This window comes from Rufibacter glacialis, from assembly GCF_008271745.1.
In the GTDB taxonomy this organism is placed as follows: domain Bacteria; phylum Bacteroidota; class Bacteroidia; order Cytophagales; family Hymenobacteraceae; genus Nibribacter; species Nibribacter glacialis.
Genome location: NZ_VKKZ01000020.1, coordinates 539,761 through 564,269 on the forward strand (window position 1 = coordinate 539,761; position 24,509 = coordinate 564,269).

The window sequence follows — 24,509 nt, forward strand, 5'->3', positions numbered from 1 at the left end:
ATGAACATGGAAGAGAAAGAAGTGAACATCCTCCTGGTGGAGGACGATGAAGTAGATATCATGAATGTGCAGCGGGCCTTCAAAAAAAACAACATCACCAACCCGCTGCACATAGCCCGTAACGGGTTAGAGGCGCTGGAAATCCTGAGGTCAAAGGTCATTCCCATGCAGCCCATCATCATCCTGGACATCAACATGCCCAAAATGAATGGCATAGAGTTTCTGCAGGAGCTTCGGAAAGACCCGGCGCTGAACCGCATCAGCGTGTTTGTGATGACTACCTCCAATGAAGACAGCGACAAGATAAATGCGTATAACCTGAACGTGGCCGGGTACATCTTGAAACCCCTTTCGTTTGAGAAGTTCCTGACCTCAGTGGCTACCTTGAACCGGTACTGGAAATTATGCGAAAGGCCTTGAGAGAACCATTTAAACCGTACTTTTAGAAATCCAGGCATTAACCCCATTCTAGACCATTTGTGAAAAGCAAACAAGCCCATATTCTGCTGGTTGAGGACAATCCATTGGATGTAGCCACCACCAAGCGTGCCTTCCTGGCGCAGGGGGTAGAAAATCCTATTCACGTGGCTCAAAACGGGAAAATAGCCTTAGATATGCTGTTGGGCAGAGGCAGGCCTGCCCTTTGGCCCATTCCGCAGATTATTCTGCTGAGCCTGGACCTTCCCGGCACGGGAGGGCTGGAATTCCTGAAAGAACTCAGGAACTCGCCCCAATTGAAGGCCTGCATGGTGTTTGTGATGACGAGCCAGGGTTCAGAGAGCGACATGACTGAAGCCTATGAGCTCAACGTGGCCGGCTACATCGTGAAGCCCATCCAGTACAGCTCGTTCCTGGAAACCATTGCCACCCTGCATTCTTTCTGGAACCTCATTGAACTTCCCAACTAATCCAAACCCCCATGGAGCCTGCGGTAAAACTTCTGATTGTAGATGACGATGAAGTAGACCGGTTGATTATAAAACGGTCGCTCCGCACTGCCCAGGTGGAGGCGCTTCTCACCAACACCGCCCTGGGGTCTGAAGCCCTGGAAGCCCTGGCTAGGGAAACCTTTGACTTCATCTTCATTGATTTCATGCTCCCGGACATGAACGGGCTGGAACTGCTCCAGAAAATTCGGGAGCGGGGCATCACTACCCCCGTGCAGATTGTGACCTCGCAGGGAGACGAGCGCATTGCGGTAGAAGCCATGAAAACCGGGGCCTCCGACTATCTGCCCAAGACCCTGCTCACCCCGGAAGGTATCTCGCAGAGCATCCGGTCGGCCATCAGGTTGCACCGGATAGAGCAGGAACGCCTGAAAACGCAGGAACAGCTCACCCGCACCCAGAATCAGCTGGAAACCGTGATCAACGGCGCCCCTATTATCCTTTGGGCCACCGACCAGGAAGGCATTATCACCATGTCCCGCGGCAAAGGCCTGGCGCTCATTGGCAAGAAAGACTCAGAATCAGTGGGCGAGTCTGTGTATGAGATTTACCAGCACCTTCCCTCCTTCACCGCCTGTATCCGGCGCACCCTTTCCGGGCAACAATCCAAATGCACGGTCAAGGTGCGGGGCGTGTGGTTTGACTGCCTTTTCCTGCCCCTCCTGGGTTCTCAAGGGCAAGTGGCCGGCGTGATTGGGGTTAGCTATGACATCACAGAGCGCGTTCAGTTTGAGGAAGAGCTGAAGAAAGCCAAAGACGAGGCCTTGAGCATGGCCCAGGTCAAAGAGCAGTTCCTGGCCAACATGAGCCACGAGATAAGAACCCCCATGAACGGGATTTTGGGTTTAAGCGAGGTTTTAGCCAAAACGGCCCTAACCCAGAGCCAGAAAGAATACCTCCAGGGCATCCATACCTCGGCCAACAACCTGATGGTCATCATCAACGACCTCCTGGATTTCTCTAAAATAGAGGCGGGCAAAATCACCTTTGAGGTCATCCCCTTTGAACTGAAGAAGCTCATCAAACAACTACTTGATATTCTTGAGATTAGGGCTAATGACCAGAAGAATTCCCTCAAGCTTCTGTTTGACGTTGACATTCCGCCCTTGGTGGAAGGCGATCCGTTCCGGTTAAGCCAGATCCTCAACAACCTGCTGGGCAACGCCATCAAGTTCACCAAGAATGGCATCATTCGCCTGCACGTGGAGATCCTAGCCGAGGACGAAGACCAGCTTTTGGTGGAGTTCACGGTCAAAGACAACGGCATAGGCATACCCGAGGAAAAACTGGTCACCATCTTTGAGAAGTTCACCCAGGGCAGCAGTGATACCACCCGTAAGTTTGGGGGCACCGGATTGGGCCTTTCCATTGCCAAAGAACTGGTAGAGGCCCAGGGCGGCACCCTGAGCGTTCAAAGTGAGGTAGGCAAAGGAAGCAGTTTCCAGTTTGTGCTGCCTTTCAAGAAAATAGCTTTAAAACCGGCCCCCTCCTCTGCTTCTTCTCACCTTAGCCCGCAGAACCGGGAAGTGCTGCGCCACACCAGAATCCTGCTGGCCGAAGACAATTCGGTGAACCAGCTGCTGGTCAAAAAAGTGCTGCAGGATTACGGGGTGCAGGTAACCGTGGCCAACAACGGCCTGGAAGCCCTGGAACATCTTCGGCAGCACGCCTTTGACCTGATCCTGATGGACATGCAGATGCCGGAAATGGACGGGTATGAAACCATGCAGCACATCAGGCAACATTCCTCTGAGGTCCAGGATATTCCCATCATTGCCTTGACGGCGCACGCCTCCGGCTCTGAGACCAAGAAATGCCTGGCCGCAGGCGCCAATGCCTTCGTCTCTAAACCGTTCAAGGAGGAAGACCTGTTGCGGGAGATTACGACCTTACTGCCTCCTAAAGGTTTAGAGGCGGCTCAACTGGAGGCTGCAAATTCCACAGGTTGGGTGCAGGTAGACCTGACCTATCTGGAGAATTTCGCCAACGGCAACGTGGAGTTCATGCGCGACATTCTGCAATTATTCATTGACCAGACCCCGGGGCTGGTGCAGGAACTGGCCCGGGCGGTGTCGCTTTCCAACTGGGCTGAAACCCGGACCCTGGCCCACAAGATAAAGCCGTCCATCGCGTTGGTGGGCATTCAGGAGCTAGAGGAGTTGAATACCACCATTGAACAGTCTGCCCTTAACCGGACCAACATGGAGAACCTACCTATGCTGGTGCAACAGATGGTGACCTTGGTCACGCAATCCATTCAGCAACTACAGGCTGAACTGGAGAACCTCAGAATGGCCCGCAAATAGGGTTTCCTTTTTGTTAGCTTTTTCGCCAAAACACCACGTATTCCATCACCTTTTCCTCTTTTGCCATGAATGCACCCCTTGCCTCTTCTTTTGATCGGCTGGAACAGCAACGGACCTATTTCAGTGCTTGGGTAGCCAACGCGCCGGCGGCCGCCCAATACCGGCAGCCCGGCTCCAACCAATGGTCGGCGGCACAGGTGTTGTTCCACCTCGCCCTGGTAGACCAGCAGGTGGTCACCGCTCTGGAAAAGAGGATAGCCAGCGGCAAACCCCTTAGGCCACTGAGATTCAAAGCCAAAGTGCGGGCCTTCCTGCTCAAGTGGGCGCTGCGCCTGCCTATTAAATTCAAAGCCCCGCCAGCGGTACGGGAGGTACCTGATACCGTTAACGTTTCTGAGGTAGTGCAAGAGTGGCAAACCACCCGCTCCAGGTTACAGGCGCTGCTAGAGGCCTATCCTGCCCAGGAACTGGACAAGGAAGCTTTTTTCCACCCCAGGGCTGGCATGCTGTCGTTGCCCCAGACGCTGCAGTTCCTGGAAGATCATACCGAGCACCACCGCCGGCAGATGCAGCGCCTTCTTCCCTAAATTCATATCTTTGCGGCCCTTTTGCCGTACCACGGCAGACATACGTTTAACCCTAATCTTTGAAACCATGGCAGAAACCTCTTCCAAAGAATACTTCATGCGGGAAGCCATCAAGCTTTCCATTGAGAAAATGAGAGAAGGCAAAGGCGGCCCATTTGGGGCAGTGGTGGTGAAAGACGGCCAGATCATTGCCCGGGGCTTCAACAACGTGACGTCCAGCAATGACCCCACGGCGCACGCCGAGGTAGACGCCATCAGGAAAGCCTGCCAGGCGCTGGGCACCTTCCAGCTCACCGGCTGCGAGCTCTACACCAGCTGTGAACCTTGCCCCATGTGCCTGGGCGCCATCTACTGGGCTCGTCCGGACAAGGTGTATTATGGCAATACCAAAGCAGACGCGGCCGCCATTGGGTTTGATGATGCCTTTATCTACGAAGAACTAGACCTGCCCCTCCATTCCCGGTCACTGCCCATGGAGCAATTCCTGCGCGAGGAAGCCCTGGAAGGTTTCAAAGAATGGGAAAAGCACGAAGGCAAAACCGAGTATTAGTGATTAGTTGTTGGTGATTAGTTGCTGGCGAATTTTGGAGGTAGGCCTTATGGACCGGGCTAGCAGGAACTGGCGCCGGTTTCCAACTCGTGCCTCTGGATAACGGGGAGTCTCCAAGCTAACCGCAGCGTATCGAAAACGGGTTAAGTGGATCAAAGCATTCTTCACTAACCAGTTCTGGTTTATGGCCCCCTTTTCCCAAACCAGGCTGAAAACCAAATTATCGGGTTCTTTCTTGGCCCAGGGAGAACCTGGTTCCGTAGTTAATTGGTACCTACTCAGCCTATACTATATGGAAAAGAACCTTAGGTCCCTGCTCTTACTTTTGGCCTTGCCGTTGCTCACCAGGTGCGGCGGAAACAATACAGACTCTAATGTTCAGGCGCCCGGCGCGGAAAAGACCGCTAAAACAAAGGTTTTGGAGGCGGGCGCCGATGTGCTGCAAAAGAAGACGCCCCTTTCTAAGGTAGATGCCTACCTCAATGGGTTCCATTTCTACAACGGCAACCTGCAGGGCCAGATGGAGGCCCACCACTACGTGACCCAGCTGAACGAAGACCTGCACCAAGCCGTGATGTATGACGGAAACGGACCCAATGCCAAACTCATGGGTGTGGAGTACATCATCTCAGAGCGCCTGTTCAAAAAATTACCCATGGAAGAGCGTGCCCTGTGGCACAGCCACCACCACGAGGTAAAATCAGGCACGCTCATAGCCCCGGGCATCCCAGACGTGGCCGAACACGAGCTCATGGAGAAATTGGTCAGCACCTACGGCAAGATCATCCACACCTGGCACACCGACCGCGACCTGGAACTCCCCTACGGCAGCCCCATGCTCATGATGGGCTTCACCAAAGACGGGCAGCTAAAGCAGGAGCTGGTGACAGACCGTGATAAGAGATTCAAGGTTTCCAGCGCTGAGAAACGCACCCAGCGCGAAGACATTCCTATGCCCCAGGTAATAGAAGGCGCCAACGCCTGGGAGAAAGGCAACGTACGGCAACTACAGTTCACGAACCAATACACCGCCCCAGAGCATCAGCACTAGACCTTTGGGTAATTAAGAATTGGGAATTAGGAATCCTTTTCCTAGGTAAGATACCTTCCTGCTCAATTGAATGTCTCACCTTTTGCCTCTACTTTTCACAAAATTGACCTAAAACAAAAGACCCGCACCTTTCTGGTGCGGGTCTTTTTATAATTTCTGTCGTCAGTTTTCTAATCACCAACAACTAAACACTTGTCACTAAATCTACCGGCGTCCCATCATGCTGCCTAGCTTGGCCAGACCGCCTTTGGTGCCGGCCATCTTGTTCATGCTCTTCATCATCTTGCGCATGTCGTTGAACTGCTTCATGAGGTTGTTCACCTGCTGGATCGTGGTTCCAGAGCCCTTCGCGATCCGGTTCCGGCGGCTGCCGCTGATCATGTCTGGGTTCTGGCGCTCTTCCTTGGTCATAGACTTGATGATGGCCTCAATAGGAGCAAACGCACTTTCGTCAATGTCCACGTCTTTCAGCATCTTGCTCACGCCCGGAATCATGCCTACCAGGTCTTTGATATCACCCATGCGCTTGATCTGCTCCAACTGAGACAAAAAGTCATCAAAGTTGAACTGGTTCTTGCGGATGTTCTTGTTGATCCGTTTGGCTTCGTCCTCATCAAAGGTCTGTTGCGCACGCTCTACCAAAGAGATCACGTCACCCATACCTAAGATACGCTGGGCCATCCGGTCTGGGTAGAACAGGTCAAGGGCTTCCATCTTTTCCCCGGTAGAGATGAACTTGATGGGCTTCTCCACCACGGCTCTGATGGAAAGGGCAGCTCCACCACGTGAGTCACCATCCAGCTTGGTCAATACCACGCCATCAAAGTTGATACGCTCGTTGAAGGTTTTGGCGGTATTCACGGCATCCTGACCGGTCATTGAGTCTACCACAAACAAGGTCTCCGTAGGCTTGATGGCCTCCTTGATGTCATAGATCTCTTGCATCATGGCCTCATCTACGGCCAGACGGCCGGCGGTGTCAATGATGACTACTTTCTTACCGGTGCGTTTGGCGTGCTCCACGGCGTTACGGGCAATAGATACCGGATCTTTTGACTCACGCTCCGCGAAGAACTCCACACCCACCTGCTCGGCCAGCACATTGAGCTGGTCAATAGCTGCCGGACGGTACACGTCGCAGGCTGCCACCAGCACGCCTTTGCCCTGTTTTTTCAACATGTTGGCCAGCTTACCGGTGAAGGTGGTTTTACCAGACCCTTGCAAACCGGCAATCAGCACAATGGCCGGAGAGCCGTTGAGGCTGATATCTTTCTTCTCGCCCCCCATCAACTCAGTGAGTTCCTCGTGCACGATCTTGACCATCAACTGCCCCGGAGACACGGCAATGAGAACGTCGCGGCCCATGGCCTCGTCCTTGATCTTGTCGGTCACGGTTTTGGCCACCTTGTAGTTCACGTCAGCGTCTACCAAGGCGCGGCGCACTTCTTTGATGGTCTGGGCAACGTTGATCTCGGTAATGCTGCCTTGGCCCTTGAGGGTTTTAAAGGCGCGGTCCAGCTTGGTACTTAAATTCTCAAACATGTGTGGTATATGACTGAGTTAATTAATTTTTTCAGGGAATGACAAAGACAAAAATAGGGAGAATTTGCGGAAGTTCACCATCTTTTACCGTGTGGTGCGTATATTCGGACGTCACTGTGCAGGTGGCGCCGCAACCCGTTTTTGTTCTGTTTTCCCTAAAACAATGTAAAAATGGTTTCCGTTCGCTCCTGTGTATCTATTACCTGAAGAAAAAAGCTATTGAAACCGTCTGGCGAACCCACTCCCCACCATGCTTTATTGATCACCTACTACTGGCCCCCATCGGGCGGAGCCGGTGTGCAGCGCTGCCTCAAGTTTGTGAAGCACCTGCCTGAATTCGGGGTGAAACCTACCGTGATCACGGTAGATGAGAAGCAGGCCTCTTACCCGGTGCTGGACACCTCGCTCCAGAAAGAGGTACCCGCTGACGTACCCGTGATCAGGACCGGTACCCGGGAGCCGTTTGAATTCTACAAGAAACTGACGGGCAAGAAAGATATCCCCTTTGGGGGATTCGCCAATTCCGGCCAGGAAACCTGGACCCAGAAGCTGTTCAAGTTCCTGCGCGGCAACCTGTTCATCCCAGACCCGCGCGTGGGCTGGAACCGGTACGCGGTAGACGCGGCCCAGAAAATCATCAAAAGTCAGTCCATCAAAGCCGTCATCACCTCCAGCCCGCCGCACTCTACCCAACTGGTAGGCCTGACCCTGAAAAAGAAATTCGGCCTGCGCTGGATTGCCGATCTGCGCGACCCCTGGACCGATATTTACTACTACGCTGACCTGAATCATACGGCCTTGGCCCAGAAACTGGACGCCAAATACGAGCGCGAAGTCCTGGAAAAAGCAGATGCGGTGGTGGTGGTCTCAGAAGACATGAAGCGTCTGTTCCTGAACAAGTCTACCACCTTAGACCCTAAGAAGATCCACGTAATCCCCAACGGGTATGACGAGGCTGATTTCGGGCATCCTTCCAATCCCTCTTCTGAGGAGTTCGTGATCACCTATACCGGCACCATCACCGAAGCCTATAACGTGATCGGCTTCTTTCAGGCTCTCTGTGAGACCATGACCCGCAACCCGCTCATGCGGTACCGGCTCCGGTTCGTGGGCAAGGTGTCAGCGGAGATCAGAAGGCAGATAGAAGAAGCCGGCCTGCCGCTGATTACCGAGTACATTGATTACGTTCCCCATGAGGAATCCATCAAATACCTGATGTCCAGCACGGTGCTGTTCATGGCCATTCCAGACGTGGAGAACAACTTCGGGATTTTGACCGGCAAGCTGTTTGAGTACCTGGCCGCCAACAAGCCCATTATCTGCATTGGTCCCTTGCACGGCGACGCCGACAAAGTGCTGGACGAGTGCGGTGCCGGGCGGGTGTTCCATTATTCGGGCTATGAACTCATCCTGGATTACTTAATGCAGCTGAGCAAAAATTGGCAGATCAATCCTAACCTGGACTTGCCCATCATCAATTATACCCAGTATTCGCGCCGTTCGCTTTCAGAGAAAATGGCGAAACTGATCAACGGCTAATCAGCCCCGCTTTGGGGCTGATTTCATAAAATCGGCCCCAAAGCGCATACCAGAACCAGAAAAAGGAGCGTTCCCTTCCCGTGACCAGCATCTTTGACTACGTCCTTTTTCATTTCCAGCGCCTCTACCACCTGCCTTCCCCCTTGGAGTTAGGCTACGGGCCAGACAGCCCCGGCAGGGTCCAGATCAGGGCTACCACCAGCACCTTCTTTGAGCGCCAACAGCCTAAACCAGTGCAAACCGTCTGGAAAGACTGGCAAGGCGCCCAAATCCCCCTCTTTTTTGACGAAGCCACTGACGCCCCCTGGTTTACCCAGAACGGGCAGGGCCAGGTAGAGGTCCAGTATGACTTGATAGCCTCGGCCTTTTACCTGCTGAGTGGCTGGCAAGAGTTCTACGGACAGGAACGGGACCAATTTGGACGCTTTCCGTACCGCGCTTCACAGCAGGCCCGCCACCGGTTCATCACCAAACCCTTGGTCAATTATTACCTGCAGATCCTGCGCGAGGCGGTGGAACTGGCCTATGGCCAGGAGGTGCAGCCCCGGCTCTGGCAGGGAAAACCGTTCGCCACCTGCCTTACCCATGACGTGGACTATTGCCAAAGCGCTTGGAAAGTGGCCGGCATTCCAGCCTTGAAGAAAGGGAACCTCTCGCTTTTCCTGCAACTTGCCCTGCAGAAAGCCAAGGGGAAAGATGCCTGGTTCAACCTGCCCCAGGTGGCCCAGGAACTGCAGCGCCTGCCGGCGGAAGCTACTTTTTTCTTTTTGCCGGAGTCGGCTCCTTTTGAAGGCCACCCCAACGCCGATTATGAGGTAACCTCGCCCCCGCTTCAGCAGCAAATAAAGGAACTGACGGCGGCCGGGCACGAGATTGGCCTCCATGGTAGTCACGGCACGGGCAGCAACCGGCGGCAGTTACAAACCGAGTTGGGCAAACTTCCTACACCTGTCAAAGGAAACCGGTTTCACTACCTGCGGTTTGACCCTCAAAAGTCCCCCGCGCTGCTGGAGGAACTGGGACTTGCCTATGACAGCAGCCTGGGCTTTCCCGAGCATTTCGGTTTCCGGAACAGTTACTGCCACCCGTTCAGGTTATTCCACTTCAAGGAACGGCGCATGACCTCCGTGTGGGAACTGCCCCTGAACCTGATGGACATCACCCTGCACCACCCCAACTACCTTCAGTTGACTCCTGCTGAGGTGATGCCAGTCCTCACGCCTATGCTGGAGGAAATCATGCGGTTCCATGGGGTGTTCACCCTGCTGTGGCACAATGAGAACTTCAGCCCCTACGGCCTGGAAGGCGGGCTCCAGATGTTCCGGGACATCACCGCATTTGTGCAATCGAAGGGCACCGCCTTTCTTTCTATGCATGCGGCGGTTGCGGGCACGGAGAAGAATTAATCCGTCGGCGAAGCCAATTTTCCAGCGCATAGCGGAAGCCACCGCAGAAGCTGCTATTTTTGCCTTTCGGGCGAAGGCCGTTTTGCACCCGTTTCCGGGAAAACAGCCCTTAAGCGCCTGCGCACTCCATGGATGTTATCCGTAAGCAGGGTTTCTTAAATACCATTATCTCCTACGCCGGCATGGTCATTGGGTACGTGAACCTGGTGCTGCTGTTCCCGGTGCTCATCCCAGATGCCGACGAGCTGGGTCTGACTCGTTTTCTGGTGTCGGTGGCGGCCATCTATTCGCAGTTTGCGGCGCTGGGCTTCACCAACATCAGTGCCAAGTACTTCCCCTATTTTAGAGACCGCGACAAGAAGCACCACGGGTTCCTGTTTTTGATGCTGGCTATCCCGCTGTTGGGTTTTGCGGTGGTGACGGGGCTGTTCGTGCTCCTGAAACCGGCGGTGGTGGACTACTTCGGAAAAAACTCGCCGCTGGCCGTAGAGTATTACTATTACATTATCCCGCTCAGTTTCTTCACGCTTCTGTTCATTTTGCTGGACGCCTATCTCAGGTCGTTGTACAAGACGGTGGTGCAGTCGTTCCTGAAGGATTTCCTGGAGCGTATTCTCATGCTGGCGGCGGTGCTTTGCTATGCCTGGGGTTGGGTGGATTTCCAGTGGTTTCTGGTGATCTTCATTGGCGCCAACTCGGCCATTTCCCTCATCAGTATTGTGTACCTCTTGTGGCTGCGGCAGTTCTTTGTGACGCCCGGCCGGGGCATGTTCCAGGTGGTGCGCATGAAGGAGGTGGTGCAGTACGGGCTCTATTCCTTCATGGGCAATGTGTCCTCGTCCATCATCAGTTTCATTGACCAGGCCATGATTGCCCATTACCTTGGGCTAGATGGCGTGGCCTATTACACGACCGGGTATTTCATCACCTCGGCCATCATGGTGCCTTCCCGGGGCCTGAACAAGATCGCCTCGCCGCAGGTGGCGGATTTCTTCAAGTCCGGGAACATGGCCGGCCTGGCGAAGCTCTACAAGAACATGACCCGGGTCAACATGGTGGTGGGCTTTCTGCTGTTCCTGGGCATCTGGTGCAACGTGGACAATATCTTCGCGCTCATGCCCAAGGACTTCAGCCAGGGACGCTACGTGATTCTGTTCATGGGCCTTTCGCGCCTGTTTGACCTGGCCACGGGCATCAACGGCATGATTTTGCTCACCTCTAACAAGTACCGCTATGACCTGTATTTCAACCTGCTCATGATGGCCCTGGTGGTGTACACCAATTACCTCCTGATCCCGCCCTACGGCATCAGCGGAGCGGCCTTCGCCTCCATGGTGGTCTTCATCATCTACAACTTCTTTAGGGTGATGGTGGTGGCCAAATTCTTCAAGATGCAGCCTTTCGGGTGGGACTCCCTGTTGATTGTGTTGATTTCAGGCCTTGCGTTTGGCGCCTCCTGGCTTTTGCCCCAACTGCCTTACTTGCTGCTGGATATTGCGGTGCGGTCAATCTTGATCACGGTAGTGTACGGCGGGTTGATAGTGGCCTTAAAGGTGTCGCCGGAGGTGAACAACGGGATCAGGAAAACGCTTTTACGCTTTGGTTTCGCAAAATAAGCCTGAAAACAGGGCCGCAGTGGAAAGGCATTGTTTTGCAGTAGAAACTATGCAGAGTCTATAGCCGAAGGAGCGTTTCTCAGCTATTTTTCTGTAACCATTGCAAAAGGGCTAGTAGTTCCTGTTCCCTGCGTTGCTCTGGGTAATGGGTTGCTACCTGGCGCCGGGCCTTTTGGCTTAGAGTCTGCACCTCTTCTGTTTCCAGGGCTTTTTTTAGAAGTTGCTCCAAAACCTCCGCCTTTCTCACGGGCAGCACAAAACCGCTACCGTTGATTAAATCGGGCATAGCCCCTACCTGGCTCACTACCGGAACGCACCCGCACAGCATACTCTCACTCAAGGCATTCGGGAAACCCTCCGACATAGAAAGCTGCAGGTAATAGGTGTGGGCGCTGTAGACGGCATTAAGATCTGCCAGGGGTATTTTGGGCAGCAAGCGTACGTTGGCTGGTTGCCCTGGAAAAGTAAATCCCGCGGGCGCGCCTACAATGGTGAAGGTTGCCTGGGGCATCCCTGGCGCCACTTCCAGAATCAGGTCTACTCCTTTGAGCCGCTGGGTAAAGCGCATGTCCAGGCCGGCGCAGACGGTAAGGAAGGTGTTAGGCTCACGGACTATGGCAGGGTCTGGCTGCCAAAACTGGGCGTCATAGCCATTGTACACTACCGTATGAGGCGTCTTGAGATCAGGGCAATGAAACCGGAAGCCCTGGTGTGGGTAATCGTTTGGTTGATAGGTATAATCCTGCCAGACCAGCTTCTCGTGCACCGGGGCAATGTGGGCCGCCAACTGGTATGACCAACGGGCAAAGCGCCCTAACAGCGGGTTGGCGAAACAGCCATAGCCTATGCTAGGGAAAGAAACGCAGTCGGTGCCGCCGGCTACAATCAGGCAGGGTTTTGCCGCTATTTTCCCGAAAAGGGCTGGGAAAAAGGAATGGTACCCAGCAAACATGCAGACCAGAACCTCGGCTTGCCAAATGTGCCGAAGCAGGAAAAATATCTGGCCCAGCCACACCAACGGCGTCTGCCACTTTTCGGTGGGTAGAAAGCCGCGGTGCCGTACCTCATATTCCCGTTCTATCAGCCGCAGGTCTTTCACTACAAAGGAAGACTGGGCGGGATAGAAATAAAGTAGGACAGGTTTACGGGCCGGCATGGGTCAAAGGACAGGTAAATCGGCTACAGCCACTTAGAAGACAAATCCTGTAGCTTCAGGTCTACTTTGGATTTGGGTTGCACGTTTTTGGGCACCAGGCGCTGCTTGAGCAGAATCCACTGGTAATCTTCTACCTGCGAGAAGAGCGAGTAGCTTTCCAGCTTGTGCAGGTACAGGCCGGCCGCGTAGGTGTTGCGCAGCAGTTCATCGGTGTGAATGGGCTGGTCTATCACCTGCAACAGCTCCGGCTGGTGTTCGCGCACCCAGGTAAGGTACAGCGGATGGGGGATGTTAATGGCAATGACCGAGTTCTCGTGCAAGTGCTGGGCCAACACCTGGAACAGATGCGGGTGCTGCTCCAGCGGAATATGCTCTATCACATCCGGCAAGACCACAAAGTCAAATTTCTCCGGGCGCTGGAAATCCGTCATGTCCGAGACCATGAACTCCAGGTGGTTGAACTGAAGGTTGAACTTGCGGGCCATCTCAATGCTTTTGGGACTGATGTCCACGGCCAGCACTTTCCCCTGCGGGGTAGCCTTGGCAATGAGGTGCGTCACAGTTCCTATACCGCAGCCCACCTCCAGCACTTTGGAATTGGCTTTGAGGCCGGCCTCCTTCAGGTTCTTCAAAATGGTCCGGTGCCGGATATGGATTCCTTTCTGGAACTGTTGCTCGGTGTATTCGTCGTAGAAGTCTGAAACAGCCATTTCTGTTAATTAAGGATTAAGAATCTGGAATTAGGAATTAGCAAATAAGTAGAAAAGAATGACTTGAAAAATAGCCATCCTTCTTAATTCTTAATTCTAGCTTGTTCCCGAAGGGAATAAATGCGTTCAATGATCTCTACCACTTTGAGGCCTTCTAAGGCGTTGGTAGTGGCGAAGGTCTTGCCTTTGATGGTGTCAATCACGTTCTCAAAGATGAAGTGGTGGTTGGCGGCGCTGCCTTTGTAGTGGCCGTAATCATTGGCGGGACTGCTGGGCGCCAGTTCTGGCATCTCGTAATCCTGCACATGGCAATACTCTACTTCGTTCATATATTGGCCCCCTACCTTGATGCTGCCTTTCTCGCCAATGATGGTGATGCTGCTTTCCAGGTTGGTGTCCCACACGGCAGTGGAATAGTTGAGGGTCCCGGCCCCGCCGTTCATGAAATCAAAATGGATGAGGCCGCTGTCTTCAAATTGGGTGAGGTGCTGGTGATTGAAATCCATGAACCGCCCATGAATGTTCTTGATATCCCCAAATAACCAATACATGATGTCAATGAAATGGCTGAACTGGGTGAAAAGGGTACCCCCGTCCAGGGCTTGGTCCCCTTTCCAGGTACCGGCTTTGTAGTAGCGGTCGTCGCGGTTCCAGTAGCAGTTGATCTGCACCAGGAAGATCTCGCCAAGGCGCTTTTCTGAGACCATTTCCTTGAGCCACAGAGACGGCGGGCTGTACCGGTTCTGCATCACGCAGAACACCAGTTTTGACGTCTGCAGTGATTTGTAGATGATGCGCTCACAGTCGGCTTTGCTCAGGGCCATCGGTTTCTCGCAGACCACGTGGCTTCCGCTCTCCAGGGCCAGCATGGCCTGTTCGGCGTGAAAGCCGTTGGGAGTGCAAATGCAAACCACATCGGCCTTGGGGCCGGAAGCCAGATAAGCCTCCATACTGGGGAAAAACGGAACCCCAAACGCCTCCACTTCCGCCTGCCGGGCAGGATCTGTGTCTACCATGGCCACTAACTGCCCTTCTGGGTGCCGTTCTACCATGGTGGCGTGGCGTTTTCCAATGTGGCCCGCGCCTATTACTGCAAACGTTATCTTCTCTGACATTTTTGTAATTGAGAATTAAGAATTAGGAATTCTCTGATTCTAACTCATCCTCCTTTTATCTCTTGTTGGTGATTTTACTTTCAGGTTACCTTGCTTTCTATCCTTTGAAAAAGGCGACCACGGCTTCGGCAATAAAGGCTTGCTGCTCCTCGGTTAGTTCAGTGTGCATGGGCAGGGAAATCACGGTGTGGCACAAGCCTTCCGAAATGGGGAAGTCACCCGCTTTGTAGCCCAGGTACGCGTAGGCCTCATGCAGGTGCAGCGGTACCGGGTAATACACCATGCTGGGAATCCCCTTCTCCTGCAGATAGGCTTTCAAGGCGTCGCGCTGTTCTGCCGGCACCTGAAGGGTGTACTGGTGGAATACGTGGCTGCTGTAGGGGGCCAGGGCCGGAATCCTGATGTGGGGCACTTCCGCGAAATAAGCGTCATAAACGCCCGCGGCTTTCTGGCGCCGGAAGATAAAGTCGTCCAGATGGGTAAGTTTCACATCCAGCAAAGCTGCCTGAAGTGTGTCTAGCCTGGAATTCACGCCTACGCGGGAATAGTGGTATTTCTTATGCTGCCCGTGGTTAGCGATCTGCTGCAAGGTAGCGGCCAGGTCAATATCCTGGGTAAAGATGGCGCCGCCGTCGCCCATGCAGCCTAAATTCTTGGACGGAAAGAACGAGGTGGTGCCAATGTGCCCAATGGTACCGGCCAAAGAGGTGGCGCCTTGCGCATCTACGTATTGGGCCCCAATGGCCTGGGCGTTGTCTTCAATTACGAACATCTCCTGGGCAATGGCCAAGTCCATGATTTCCTCCATAGGGGCGCACTGCCCAAACAAATGCACGGGCATGATGGCCACGGTTTTCTCGGTCACGGCCAATCTGGCTTTGGCGGGATCCAGGCAGAAGGTATCAGGCAACACATCCACAAACACCGGCTTCAATCCCAGCAAGGCAATCACCTCGGCGGTAGCCACGTAGTTGAAGGCCGGCACGATCACTTCGCCCCCGGCGGGCAGGTCCAGGGCCATCAAAGCGATCTGCAAAGCATCAGTGCCGTTGGCGCAGGGAATCACGTGGGGTACCTGCAAGTAGTGCGCTAAATTCTGGGCGAAGGTTTTGACCTGGGGACCGTTGATGAAAGCGGTGCTCTCCACCACCGCCTGCATGGCGGCATCAATCTGCGGTTTAAGGCGCTGGTACTGACCTTTCAGGTCAACCATCTGGAGCTGGTTCATGGGTTCAGTTGAAAAGACAAATATAGGCAGTTGAATTGGTTTACCGGCGAAGGTAGCGGCAGTTATTGCGCCTGGGAAAAGAGCCCGGTGCTGTAACGGGAATCTAAAAAAAACCCAATGATAAACCGTCCTAAACCGGCCTCATATTCGTTTTGTAACATTTTAAAGAACCATTCGTTCAAGAAGTCTGAAAACTGCGTATTTATACACGTTGAGTGCGTATTTTTTTTAACCCAACCTACAAACTATGAAAATGCCAAATTTCCTTCAGAAACACACGTTTGTGTATGCGGCTACTTTTTCACTGGCCTTTGTGCAGCTGGCCTGCAGTAAAACAGAGAAAACCGACACCAAAACCACCACTACTACCACTACCACCACCAAAGACCAGGCCTATGATGACTACAAGAACTATGTCACCACCCTGGAGTCTGATGTGGAACGGGGTTGGGATTCCACTGCTACGGATGCGGACCAACGCATGACCCAATGGAAAAACGACTATGAAACCCGCCGGAATGCCCTGTCACAGTACGAGGCTGATTTTGACGATAACCAGCGCAAGGAATATGCGGAACTTGAGACCCGCTACAACACCGCCTGGGCTACCCGTGAGCAACAGTACAACACTTGGCGTCAGACTCACCAGGGAGCGGGCATGGCAGCCGGAGACTCTACCAAACGAGCCTCCTTCTCATTAGACGGGAACAAAATCCCTACCTACACCGCCACTGACATCAGAAGAGCCTATGAAGACTTTGTGGCCCACGTGGAAACAAACAAATCTGGGTTCAGCAACAGTGACTGGCGGCTCGTAGAGAAATACTGGAACCAACTGGATGACCGCAAAAATGCCATCCAGAGCCAGTTAACTGACAAAGACAAGTGGGAGATCGCGAAAGCGAAAACCAAATACGTGACCATGAAAAACGCTAACAAAGCGGGCAACACCGCCTCTAAAATTGGTTCAGACGTGAAAGAGGTAGGCAAAGACGTGTCTAACAGCAAAGTAGGCGAAGCCACCAAAGACGCTGGGAAAGCTGTTGGAAACACTGCCAAGAAAGCCGGCCAAAAGGTAGGCGAGGTAGTGAAAGACGATAACTAGTCCCTCTTTTGTCTTCCCCTTCAAAGTAAAAGCCCCTCCTGGTGAGGGGCTTTTCTGTGTCTGAAGGTTTTTGGGCAATTTTCAGAAAAGAAGCCCCAAACAAATCAGCGACGCAGGTACTGGGCCAGGAGCAAAAGACGATAAAGGTCAAAAAACCAAAGGTTTGGGTATTGAGAGGTAAGGTTCCGCTGGAGGATCGGGAAGAGCCATTGCTTGCTCTTCACCAGCCATCTGGATAACCCTTTTCTTTCCAAGGCATGGTAAGCCTGGAACAACCTGGAATTCTCCCCTACCTGAAACCGTTGGTGTAGCACCACCAGGTTCTGCAGTGCTTGCTGCGTTTTCAGTAGGTAAACCTCATTGGGCTCCACCCCCAGATGCCATACCGGGTTTTCCAGGTGTTTTACAGGAATATGCTGGTTTTGAAGGCGCCAGGCGAAAAGAGTGTCTTCGTACCCATACCCGGTGATCTCCAGCTTAGGAAAATGCTCCAGGAAAAGGGCCCGGGGCACCAGAAGATTGCTGGCGAACACCCGCTCATACGGAAACTTCTGCCGCACGGCGGCAGGCGCTTCTTCCCGGGCTTTGCCGTACACCCAGCGCAAAGAAGTTCCGGCGGAAGGCCTTTCCTCAGCATAACTTACCCCTCCTACCACCACGGCCTCGGCCGGTTGTTCAAGGTACCTGCGCAGGAAATCTGGGTGTACGGGCAGCACATCGCTGTCCAGGAAAAGAAGGTGCGGGTAGGTAGCGGCCTGGGCCAGCAGATGCCTGATCTGGGACCGGCCTACGTTTTGGGACAGTTCCTGGTATATCACCCCGGAAAGGCCAATGAGGTGACGGTTCTGGTCTTTGGTGGCCTGGGCAGACCCATCGTCAAATACCAGAATTTCAACGGGGCCAGGCAGAGAGGTGGCTTCCTGGCGCAAAGCCTGCACCAAAGCCCCCACGGGCTGGTTATAAACGGGGATTAAGATGGATAGCTCAAATGCCATCTATGAGCGTGAACTCTTCGCGGGCAGAATCCAGTACCCTACCCCGCTCGCACTTGAGGATGCGGCGTGGGTAACGTTTCAAAATGTGGTGGTTGTGGGTAGCCATAAGCACGGCCGTTCCGCTGTTGTTGATCTCCTGGAACAGGTCCATGATGCCATGGGTCACATCAGGGTCCAGGTTACCGGTGGGTTCATCTGCGAACAGGATCAAGGGCTCATTGAGGAGAGCCCGGGCAATCACCACGCGCTGCTGCTCCCCCCCTGAAAGCTGGTGCGGCATTTTGTTCGCCACGGAATCAAGGCCCACGCGCATCAACACCTCAGAGATCCGGTTCTTGATCCGGGACTTGTCGTTCCAGCCGGTGGCTTTCAAAACGAACCGGAGGTTATCGGCTACGCTGCGGTCAAACAGCAACTGGAAGTCCTGGAAGACAATGCCAATCTTGCGGCGCAGGAAAGGCACCTGGTTCCAGGTAAGGGACTGGATGCTGAACCCCGCCACCTGGGCCGTGCCTACTTTCAGGGGTAGGTCGCCGTAGAGGGTTTTCAGGAGAGAGCTTTTTCCGCTCCCCGTGCGCCCTACCAGGTACACGAATTCGTCTTTTTCAATAGAGAAACTGACCTCGCTCAAGATGGTGTTCACATCCTGGAAGATGGAAACCTTGTGCAGCAGGACCACTGGGTTAGACGAAAATTCCATAGAGAGTAATTGTAGACACCGGCCTCAGGAAACCGGTACCAAGGTTAAGCCAATAGTAAAAGATAAAAGCGCAAAAAATGACCCCGGGAAGACCAGCCGACGTGGTTAGATCTCCAGTTTCTGGAGTTTCCCAAAGTCAAGGCCGGCAATGACCGCGGCCAGGGCCTCTTCTTTGTTTTCCAGGCCGTAGCGGTCCAGGTTCTTCAAAGGACGATCGGCCCGGAAATAGGCAATCAGCACGAAGTTCTCATCGCGCAGCTGAATATAATCCGGAATCTTGGCCTTGCCTTTTACTTTTATAATGTACACCTTCTTTCAATTAGGAATTAGGAATTAAGAATTAGGAATGGTTTGCGCCATTTTTAATTCTTAATTCCTAATTCTAAATTCTTAATTAAGTTACGCGTTCGCTTTCTTGTGGTCTGCCAGGAATTTGGCCAGGCCGCTGTCGGTGAGGGGGTGGTTCAAAAGACCGGTAATCACGTTCAACGGACACGTCACCACATCGGCACCAATCTCGGCGCATTTCACCAGGTGCATCACGTGTCTCACGGAGGCGGCTAACACCTCTGTCGCGAAACCGTAGTTCTGGTAGATGTTCACGATCTGGTCAATCAGGTCCAGGCCATCGGTCCCGATATCATCTAAACGGCCCACAAACGGGGAAACGTACGTAGCTCCGGCTTTGGCGGCCAGCAAAGCCTGCCCTGCAGAGAAAATCAGCGTGCAGTTGGTCTTGATGCCTTTGTCTGTGAAATATTTGATGGCTTTTACGCCGTCCTTCGTCATAGGAACCTTTACCACAATGTTGGGGTGCAGCTGGGCCAGCTCCTCTCCTTCTTTCACCATGGTCTCAAAATCAGTAGCAATCACCTCCGCGCTGATGTCTCCGTCCACGATCTCACAGATGGCTTTGTAGTGCTTCATGACGTTGTCATAGCCTACTATGCCTTCTTTGGCCATAAGAGAGGGGTTGGTAGTCACACCATCCAGAATGCCTAAATCATGGGCTTCCCGAATTTCGTTAAGGTTGGCGGTATCAATGAAAAATTTCATAGCTCAATTGGGTTTGAAACACAAATCTAGTTCAATCTGCCTTAAAACCGAACCCGGGGAGGAAGTATTTTCAATGCCCTCTGGCACCTTAAAAGAAGCCTTCAAAGTGGAAAGCAGACTCTGAATGGTGGCAATGGTCCTGGTTACCCAAAGTAACGGACAACCGGTTGGGAACCGATCTTAAAGGCAACCTAGAATGAAACCTCTAGTTCACCAAGAAGGGGCTTCAGGGCAAATTAAAAGTAAAAGGTAAAATTGGCTACGGCTGGGCTTCTTTTAATTGCAGAAAGAAGGTGGTTCCTATGCCTTCCTGGCTTTCCAGCCAAATTTTGCCTTTATGTAAGTCCACGATCTGCTTCACAATGAATAGACCTAATCCCGTGGTGTTTTCTCCCTCAGTACCTTGGCGGTTTGCTTTGGTGAACTTATCAAAGATACTTCCTTGCAATTCTTCGGGGATGCCAATGCCGTTGTCACGCACTTGCAGTAGTACTTTCTTGTTTTCCTTTTTTAAGGAAATGGTTACTTGTCCACCCGGTTTGGTAAATTTCACCGCATTGGAGATTAGGTTCTCCAGGGCCCTGGTGAACTTTTCCCTATTGATAAGCAAGAAGAGAGGAGTCTCTGAAGGATGAAATGCCATGGCCACTCCCTTCTTCTTAGCATCTACGCTTAGATGACTTAGCTCAGAGGCTATAAAGGCGGAGACATCTACTGGCTCCAAAACTACAGGAGCATTCATATTACCAATGAAGAGCAAGTCTTTGATGATGTCAAAAGCCTTTTCACAGGTTTCCGCAATCATGGTGGTATAGGTGAGGTTTTCCTTCGTTTCCTCACTTCCTGCCCCGCCGGAATTAACCAGGTTCTCTTTCAGGAACCCGCCCAGCAACCTGATGTTATTCAGCGGGTTCTTCAAGTCATGCGCCACCATGTGCAAAATGGTCTCTTGGGCCTCAAAAAGCGTTTTATTTTTCAGCTCCAGCTCTTTTCGTTCTTTGATATCTTCTACTATGGTATACCCCAAGGTAGAATTCTGGTCTCTGAAAAGGATAGACGTCACCTGGCACCACTGCACGGTCCCATCTTTCCTAATCAGGCACGTCTCAATCTGAAAAGAAGGAATTTTCCTGGACCAAAGGTGGTCTTGCAGGTCAAGCCAATGGTGGGCGAAGTCTTGGTGGGCGAAATCAATCACCCGGGAGCCCACCAATTCCTTCTCTGAATATCCCAGCATGGTTTGAAGCGCCTCATTTACCTGGATAATGCGGAGGTCTGGGGCTATGATTTTATTCCCCAACTTTGACTTGCTGAAGATAGTCTGGAACCGGGACTGGCTTTCTTTATACTGGGTCTCTATGGCAATCTGCTCTTCTAATTTGAAGAGAGCGTCAGAAACCTCAGCCCGCAAACTCCGGTTCTCGGCGCGCAAGGTTAAATTTTCGGCTACTAACTGCCGGTATTTTTCTTCAGAATATTCCTTGCTACCGTTCAGGCTCTGCATGGGGCAATAGTTTAATAGCTAATTAATAAAAAGTACCTGCTTTCATGAGCCTGGACAGGAATGGGGAAATTCATTGAAGGACCTGCCCCTAAACAAACCAATGGGCTTTTTCTCCACCACCTAGCCAAGTAGGAAGCAGATTCAAAACCACATGCCAAACCTAAAAGTATTCGCTTTACTCCTTCTCCTTGCGGGTCAATAGACGAACAAGGAATTCTGGAACAGAAAAACAAGAAAATGAGAAGAAAAGGCGGACGCAGGCTCCAAGGAAGGCATTCGCCTCCTCTTCTTTCCTACATACGCAACTTCAATCAACTCATGTTACGTCCAAAGGGAACGTAAACGTACTCTATTTGGAGAAAGACGTCAAAAAACCTTCAGCCGCACCTAATCTACAAAGGGAGGAAAGGAACTTGAGGGCAAAGGAAGCAGGAGATTGGTTGATTTAGCTTTGTTTATAAGGAACCAGCAGAAAACAGGTAATGGAACAAAGCGAGAAACGGAAGAAAATCCGTTGGGGTATGGGCAAAAAAAAGCGGCAAACCGAGTATCGCGCCGCTCAACCACCTACCCTTGCTCCCTTCCGGGCCTGGGGGAGTTCAGCAGGAGCTGGCCGTACCGATTTGCCGTTACAAAGATAAGAAGGCTTTCTTGCATAGCAAGCTGTTTCTGGCTTATTTTTCCTAAAACAGGCTATCTTCATCTTATTCAACGGATTAAAATAATACCTTCCTGCCCCGGCAGCGGAATCTGTGGCCCGTAATCGCGCCGCCTTTCGCCTTCTACCTCCTACTAAAAGAAAGTAGCCCAGTTTTAGCGCCGTTTCTTTAAAAACGGAGTTAAAACTGGGCTACTATTATATATTATATAAGGAGCGAGAGGCTACCTGCCTAATCTGTTTTTCTGCGCTTCACGTTCTTAAAGGTCAGGTCCAGGTTTCTGGTGGACCCGCTTGTTTTTAACACGTTCCCATACCGGTTAGGGAAAGAGAACTGGGGTACGTAATATTCCAGGGAAAATTTAAGGTTTGAGACTGATCCGCTGATCACATCCGTGGCCGGGTCATATTGCAGATTAACGGTCCCGTTCAAGATGGTGTCACAACCCGGCGAAAGCGCTGAAGAACCATCGGCGAAGCTTTGGCCATCCTCTACGCACACCACCTGCGCCTCTTTGGCGGAGAAAGTAGTGGGCAGTTGCTGCACCGTGCGGTTTTTGAAGGTGAAAGATACCCAGGGGTTCTCCCGTTCCTTTGATTTATCCCGAAAATACAGCACCACCTGGTTGTTGTGCTCCACGAAAAAGGCCTCTGCCTGGTTCCTGGAGGTCAGGGTGTAGGTCTTTCCGTTGAAGTTGGTGTACGCCTCTGGGTAAGAGCTCTGGAAGAACGGATTCACCTTAAGGCTGTCCACCATGGTGAAGCTGACTTCCTGGGGGCCAGCGGCCATTACCGGTTCCTCCTCTGTTTCAGGGGAGCAGGAAACCATCACAAGCGAAAGGGCCAGGGCGCTTACCGCGGTGGTAACTTTATAAAAGAGTAAGGGTAGTCTCATCTAGTACAGCGGTTTCTGAAAGAAGTATAGAATCTTTTCTATGTTCCATTGCGAAAATCTTGCCAAAAGCGCAACCAACTTTAGATTTTGTGCCTTATCATGCCCCTTTTGGCAAAATTCAGTAAAAAGAAAGCTAATAACCGGAAGCCGGGGGCAGGAACCTCTGGGAAAAGATAAGGCCTCTGCCAAGTAGTCTGTTCTCAACAGGGCAATATACTCTTTTCGTCTTCCCTTCCCTATCCTACTTCAAGCGGGTAATTTTCATTTTCAAGTTATACCGGAGCCATGTACCTTTGCACATGCCAGAAAAGATACTTATCCTCGATTTCGGTTCTCAGTACACCCAACTGATTGCCCGTCGCGTCCGCGAACTCAACGTTTACTGTGAGATTCACCCTTTCAACAAAGTCCCTGAAAACCTGACCGACCTGAAAGGTGTCATCCTGTCCGGGAGCCCTTGCTCTGTGCGGGAAGAGAATTACCCCAACCCAGACCTGTCGGCGTTTCTAGGAAACCTTCCCGTGCTGGGGGTTTGTTACGGGGCCCAGTTGATGGCCCAGGAAGGCGGCGGAGAGGTGATCGCTTCTACCATCAGAGAATATGGCCGGGCCAAGCTCAGCCACGTAGACCAGCACAACCGCCTGCTCAAGGAAATCACCATGGACTCCCAGGTTTGGATGAGCCACGGCGATACCATCAAGCAGATCCCAGATACCTTTGAGATCATTGCCAGCACAGAGTCTGTGCAGGTGGCGGCCTACAAAGTCAAAGACCAGGAAACCTACGGCATCCAGTTCCACCCAGAGGTAACGCACTCCACCGAAGGCAAGCGCCTGCTGCGTAACTTTGTGGTGCACATCTGCGGCTGCTCCCAGGACTGGACCCCAGACCAATTCATAGAAAGCACCGTGGCTGACCTGCGCGCGCAGATCGGCTCGGATAAAGTGATCCTAGGCCTTTCCGGGGGTGTGGACTCCAGCGTGGCGGCCATGCTCATTCACCAGGCCATTGGCAAAAACCTCTACTGCATCTTCGTGGACAACGGGTTGTTGCGCAAGAACGAGTTTGAAGACGTGCTGCACTCCTACAAAGACATGGGCCTGAACGTGAAAGGCGTAGATGCCAAGAACCTGTTCTATGACGCATTGGCGGGTCTTACTGACCCGGAAGCCAAGCGCAAAGCCATTGGCAAGGTCTTCATTGATGTTTTTGACCAGGAGTCGCATCAGGTGGAAGACGCCAAATGGCTGGGCCAGGGCACCATTTACCCAGACGTGATTGAGTCCGTCTCGGTGAAAGGACCATCGGCTACCATCAAGTCGCACCACAACGTGGGCGGATTACCGGATTACATGAAACTGCAGGTAGTGGAACCCCTCAAGACTTTGTTCAAAGACGAGGTGCGGCTGGTAGGCAAAACGCTGGGTATCCCTGATACCATTATTGGCCGTCACCCCTTCCCGGGTCCGGGCCTGGCTATCCGTATCTTAGGAGATATCACCCCAGAGAAAGTAGCCATCTTGCAGGAGGTAGACCATATCTTCATCTCCTCGCTCAAGAACACCGGCTTGTACGACCAGGTGTGGCAGGCAGGCGCCATGCTGCTGCCTATCCAGAGCGTGGGCGTAATGGGCGATGAGCGCACGTATGAGCGTGTGGTGGCCCTGCGCGCCGTGACCAGCATTGACGGCATGACCGCCGATTGGTGCCATTTGCCGTATGAGTTCCTGGCAGATGTCTCCAATGAGATCATCAACAAGGTGCGCGGCGTCAACCGCGTGGTCTATGATATCAGCTCAAAGCCACCCGCTACCATTGAGTGGGAGTAAGCTTTAGGCATAGT

The 24,509-nt window shown here is 52.6% G+C and carries 22 protein-coding genes and 1 other RNA gene; 11 read left to right on the forward strand and 12 right to left on the reverse strand.

Annotation, left to right across the window (positions count from 1 at the left end; genetic code table 11):
• The first annotated feature begins 6 nt into the window (after positions 1–6).
• From FOE74_RS10515 to FOE74_RS10540, 6 genes are all read left to right on the forward strand, one after another.
• On the forward strand, positions 7–420 hold the full coding sequence (locus FOE74_RS10515) for a response regulator (RefSeq protein WP_149098552.1): 414 nt from the start codon (positions 7–9) through the stop codon (positions 418–420).
• Positions 421–479: 59 nt separating this feature from the next.
• Complete coding sequence (locus FOE74_RS10520) at positions 480–908, forward strand: response regulator (protein ID WP_149098553.1); 429 nt, start codon at positions 480–482, stop codon at positions 906–908.
• Between the two features lie 11 nt (positions 909–919).
• Positions 920–3,253: a hybrid sensor histidine kinase/response regulator gene (locus FOE74_RS10525; RefSeq protein ID WP_149098554.1), complete on the forward strand. Its 2,334-nt coding sequence runs from the start codon at positions 920–922 to the stop codon at positions 3,251–3,253.
• Positions 3,254–3,318: 65 nt separating this feature from the next.
• On the forward strand, positions 3,319–3,840 hold the full coding sequence (locus tag FOE74_RS10530; protein ID WP_149098555.1) for a DinB family protein: 522 nt from the start codon (positions 3,319–3,321) through the stop codon (positions 3,838–3,840).
• Between the two features lie 67 nt (positions 3,841–3,907).
• Positions 3,908–4,390, forward strand: a complete 483-nt coding sequence (locus FOE74_RS10535) for a nucleoside deaminase (RefSeq protein WP_225840769.1) — start codon at positions 3,908–3,910, stop codon at positions 4,388–4,390.
• A 292-nt stretch (positions 4,391–4,682) separates the two neighbouring features.
• A complete protein-coding gene (locus FOE74_RS10540; protein ID WP_149098556.1) occupies positions 4,683–5,441 on the forward strand; it encodes an OBAP family protein in 759 nt (252 codons plus the stop codon).
• A gap of 204 nt (positions 5,442–5,645) precedes the next feature.
• Here the strand turns inward: FOE74_RS10540 and ffh are convergent, their stop codons facing one another.
• On the reverse strand, positions 5,646–6,983 hold the full coding sequence (ffh, locus tag FOE74_RS10545; protein WP_149098557.1) for a signal recognition particle protein: 1,338 nt from the start codon (positions 6,981–6,983) through the stop codon (positions 5,646–5,648).
• Positions 6,984–7,202: 219 nt separating this feature from the next.
• On the opposite strand from ffh, the gene FOE74_RS10550 reads away from it, so the two are divergent.
• The 3 genes from FOE74_RS10550 (at position 7,203) to FOE74_RS10560 (ending at position 11,544) form a co-directional block, all read left to right on the forward strand.
• Positions 7,203–8,522 (forward strand): glycosyltransferase family 4 protein, encoded by a 1,320-nt coding sequence (locus FOE74_RS10550; protein ID WP_225840770.1) that lies wholly within the window; start codon positions 7,203–7,205, stop codon positions 8,520–8,522.
• A gap of 80 nt (positions 8,523–8,602) precedes the next feature.
• Positions 8,603–9,928, forward strand: coding sequence for a polysaccharide deacetylase family protein (locus FOE74_RS10555; protein ID WP_149098558.1), 1,326 nt, complete (start codon positions 8,603–8,605; stop codon positions 9,926–9,928).
• Positions 9,929–10,056: 128 nt separating this feature from the next.
• Positions 10,057–11,544 (forward strand): lipopolysaccharide biosynthesis protein, encoded by a 1,488-nt coding sequence (locus tag FOE74_RS10560; protein ID WP_149098559.1) that lies wholly within the window; start codon positions 10,057–10,059, stop codon positions 11,542–11,544.
• Between the two features lie 79 nt (positions 11,545–11,623).
• Here the strand turns inward: FOE74_RS10560 and FOE74_RS10565 are convergent, their stop codons facing one another.
• From FOE74_RS10565 to FOE74_RS10580, 4 genes are all read right to left on the reverse strand, one after another.
• Entirely contained in the window at positions 11,624–12,700 is a 1,077-nt protein-coding gene (locus FOE74_RS10565) for a glycosyltransferase family 4 protein (protein ID WP_149098560.1), read from the reverse strand.
• Positions 12,701–12,723: 23 nt separating this feature from the next.
• Entirely contained in the window at positions 12,724–13,410 is a 687-nt protein-coding gene (locus tag FOE74_RS10570) for a class I SAM-dependent methyltransferase (RefSeq protein ID WP_149098561.1), read from the reverse strand.
• 83 nt (positions 13,411–13,493) lie between these two features.
• Positions 13,494–14,525: a Gfo/Idh/MocA family protein gene (locus FOE74_RS10575; protein WP_149098562.1), complete on the reverse strand. Its 1,032-nt coding sequence runs from the start codon at positions 14,523–14,525 to the stop codon at positions 13,494–13,496.
• 97 nt (positions 14,526–14,622) lie between these two features.
• Positions 14,623–15,753, reverse strand: coding sequence for a DegT/DnrJ/EryC1/StrS family aminotransferase (locus tag FOE74_RS10580; RefSeq protein WP_225840771.1), 1,131 nt, complete (start codon positions 15,751–15,753; stop codon positions 14,623–14,625).
• A gap of 253 nt (positions 15,754–16,006) precedes the next feature.
• Here FOE74_RS10580 and FOE74_RS10585 point away from each other — a divergent pair, with 253 nt between their 5' ends.
• Positions 16,007–16,858 carry a DUF6565 domain-containing protein gene (locus FOE74_RS10585; RefSeq protein ID WP_149098563.1) on the forward strand — a complete coding sequence of 284 codons (852 nt, stop codon included), beginning with the start codon at positions 16,007–16,009 and terminating at the stop codon, positions 16,856–16,858.
• A 104-nt stretch (positions 16,859–16,962) separates the two neighbouring features.
• Here the strand turns inward: FOE74_RS10585 and FOE74_RS10590 are convergent, their stop codons facing one another.
• The 7 genes from FOE74_RS10590 to FOE74_RS10620 form a co-directional block, all read right to left on the reverse strand.
• Complete coding sequence (locus FOE74_RS10590; protein WP_149098564.1) at positions 16,963–17,853, reverse strand: glycosyltransferase family 2 protein; 891 nt, start codon at positions 17,851–17,853, stop codon at positions 16,963–16,965.
• A complete protein-coding gene (locus FOE74_RS10595) occupies positions 17,843–18,553 on the reverse strand; it encodes a cell division ATP-binding protein FtsE (RefSeq protein WP_149098565.1) in 711 nt (236 codons plus the stop codon). The genes FOE74_RS10590 and FOE74_RS10595 overlap by 11 nt, the downstream gene beginning before the upstream one ends.
• 105 nt (positions 18,554–18,658) lie before the next feature.
• Positions 18,659–18,862 carry a fructose-6-phosphate aldolase gene (locus FOE74_RS10600; RefSeq protein ID WP_149098566.1) on the reverse strand — a complete coding sequence of 68 codons (204 nt, stop codon included), beginning with the start codon at positions 18,860–18,862 and terminating at the stop codon, positions 18,659–18,661.
• Between the two features lie 90 nt (positions 18,863–18,952).
• Positions 18,953–19,609 (reverse strand): fructose-6-phosphate aldolase, encoded by a 657-nt coding sequence (gene fsa / locus FOE74_RS10605; protein ID WP_149098567.1) that lies wholly within the window; start codon positions 19,607–19,609, stop codon positions 18,953–18,955.
• A gap of 259 nt (positions 19,610–19,868) precedes the next feature.
• Entirely contained in the window at positions 19,869–21,113 is a 1,245-nt protein-coding gene (locus FOE74_RS10610; protein ID WP_149098568.1) for a PAS domain-containing sensor histidine kinase, read from the reverse strand.
• 531 nt (positions 21,114–21,644) lie between these two features.
• An RNA gene (gene ffs, locus FOE74_RS10615) (signal recognition particle sRNA small type) lies at positions 21,645–21,744 on the reverse strand.
• 259 nt (positions 21,745–22,003) lie between these two features.
• Positions 22,004–22,666 carry a hypothetical protein gene (locus FOE74_RS10620; RefSeq protein WP_149098569.1) on the reverse strand — a complete coding sequence of 221 codons (663 nt, stop codon included), beginning with the start codon at positions 22,664–22,666 and terminating at the stop codon, positions 22,004–22,006.
• Between the two features lie 299 nt (positions 22,667–22,965).
• Here FOE74_RS10620 and guaA point away from each other — a divergent pair, with 299 nt between their 5' ends.
• Complete coding sequence (gene guaA, locus FOE74_RS10625) at positions 22,966–24,495, forward strand: glutamine-hydrolyzing GMP synthase (RefSeq protein ID WP_149098570.1); 1,530 nt, start codon at positions 22,966–22,968, stop codon at positions 24,493–24,495.
• Positions 24,496–24,509 lie beyond the last annotated feature (14 nt).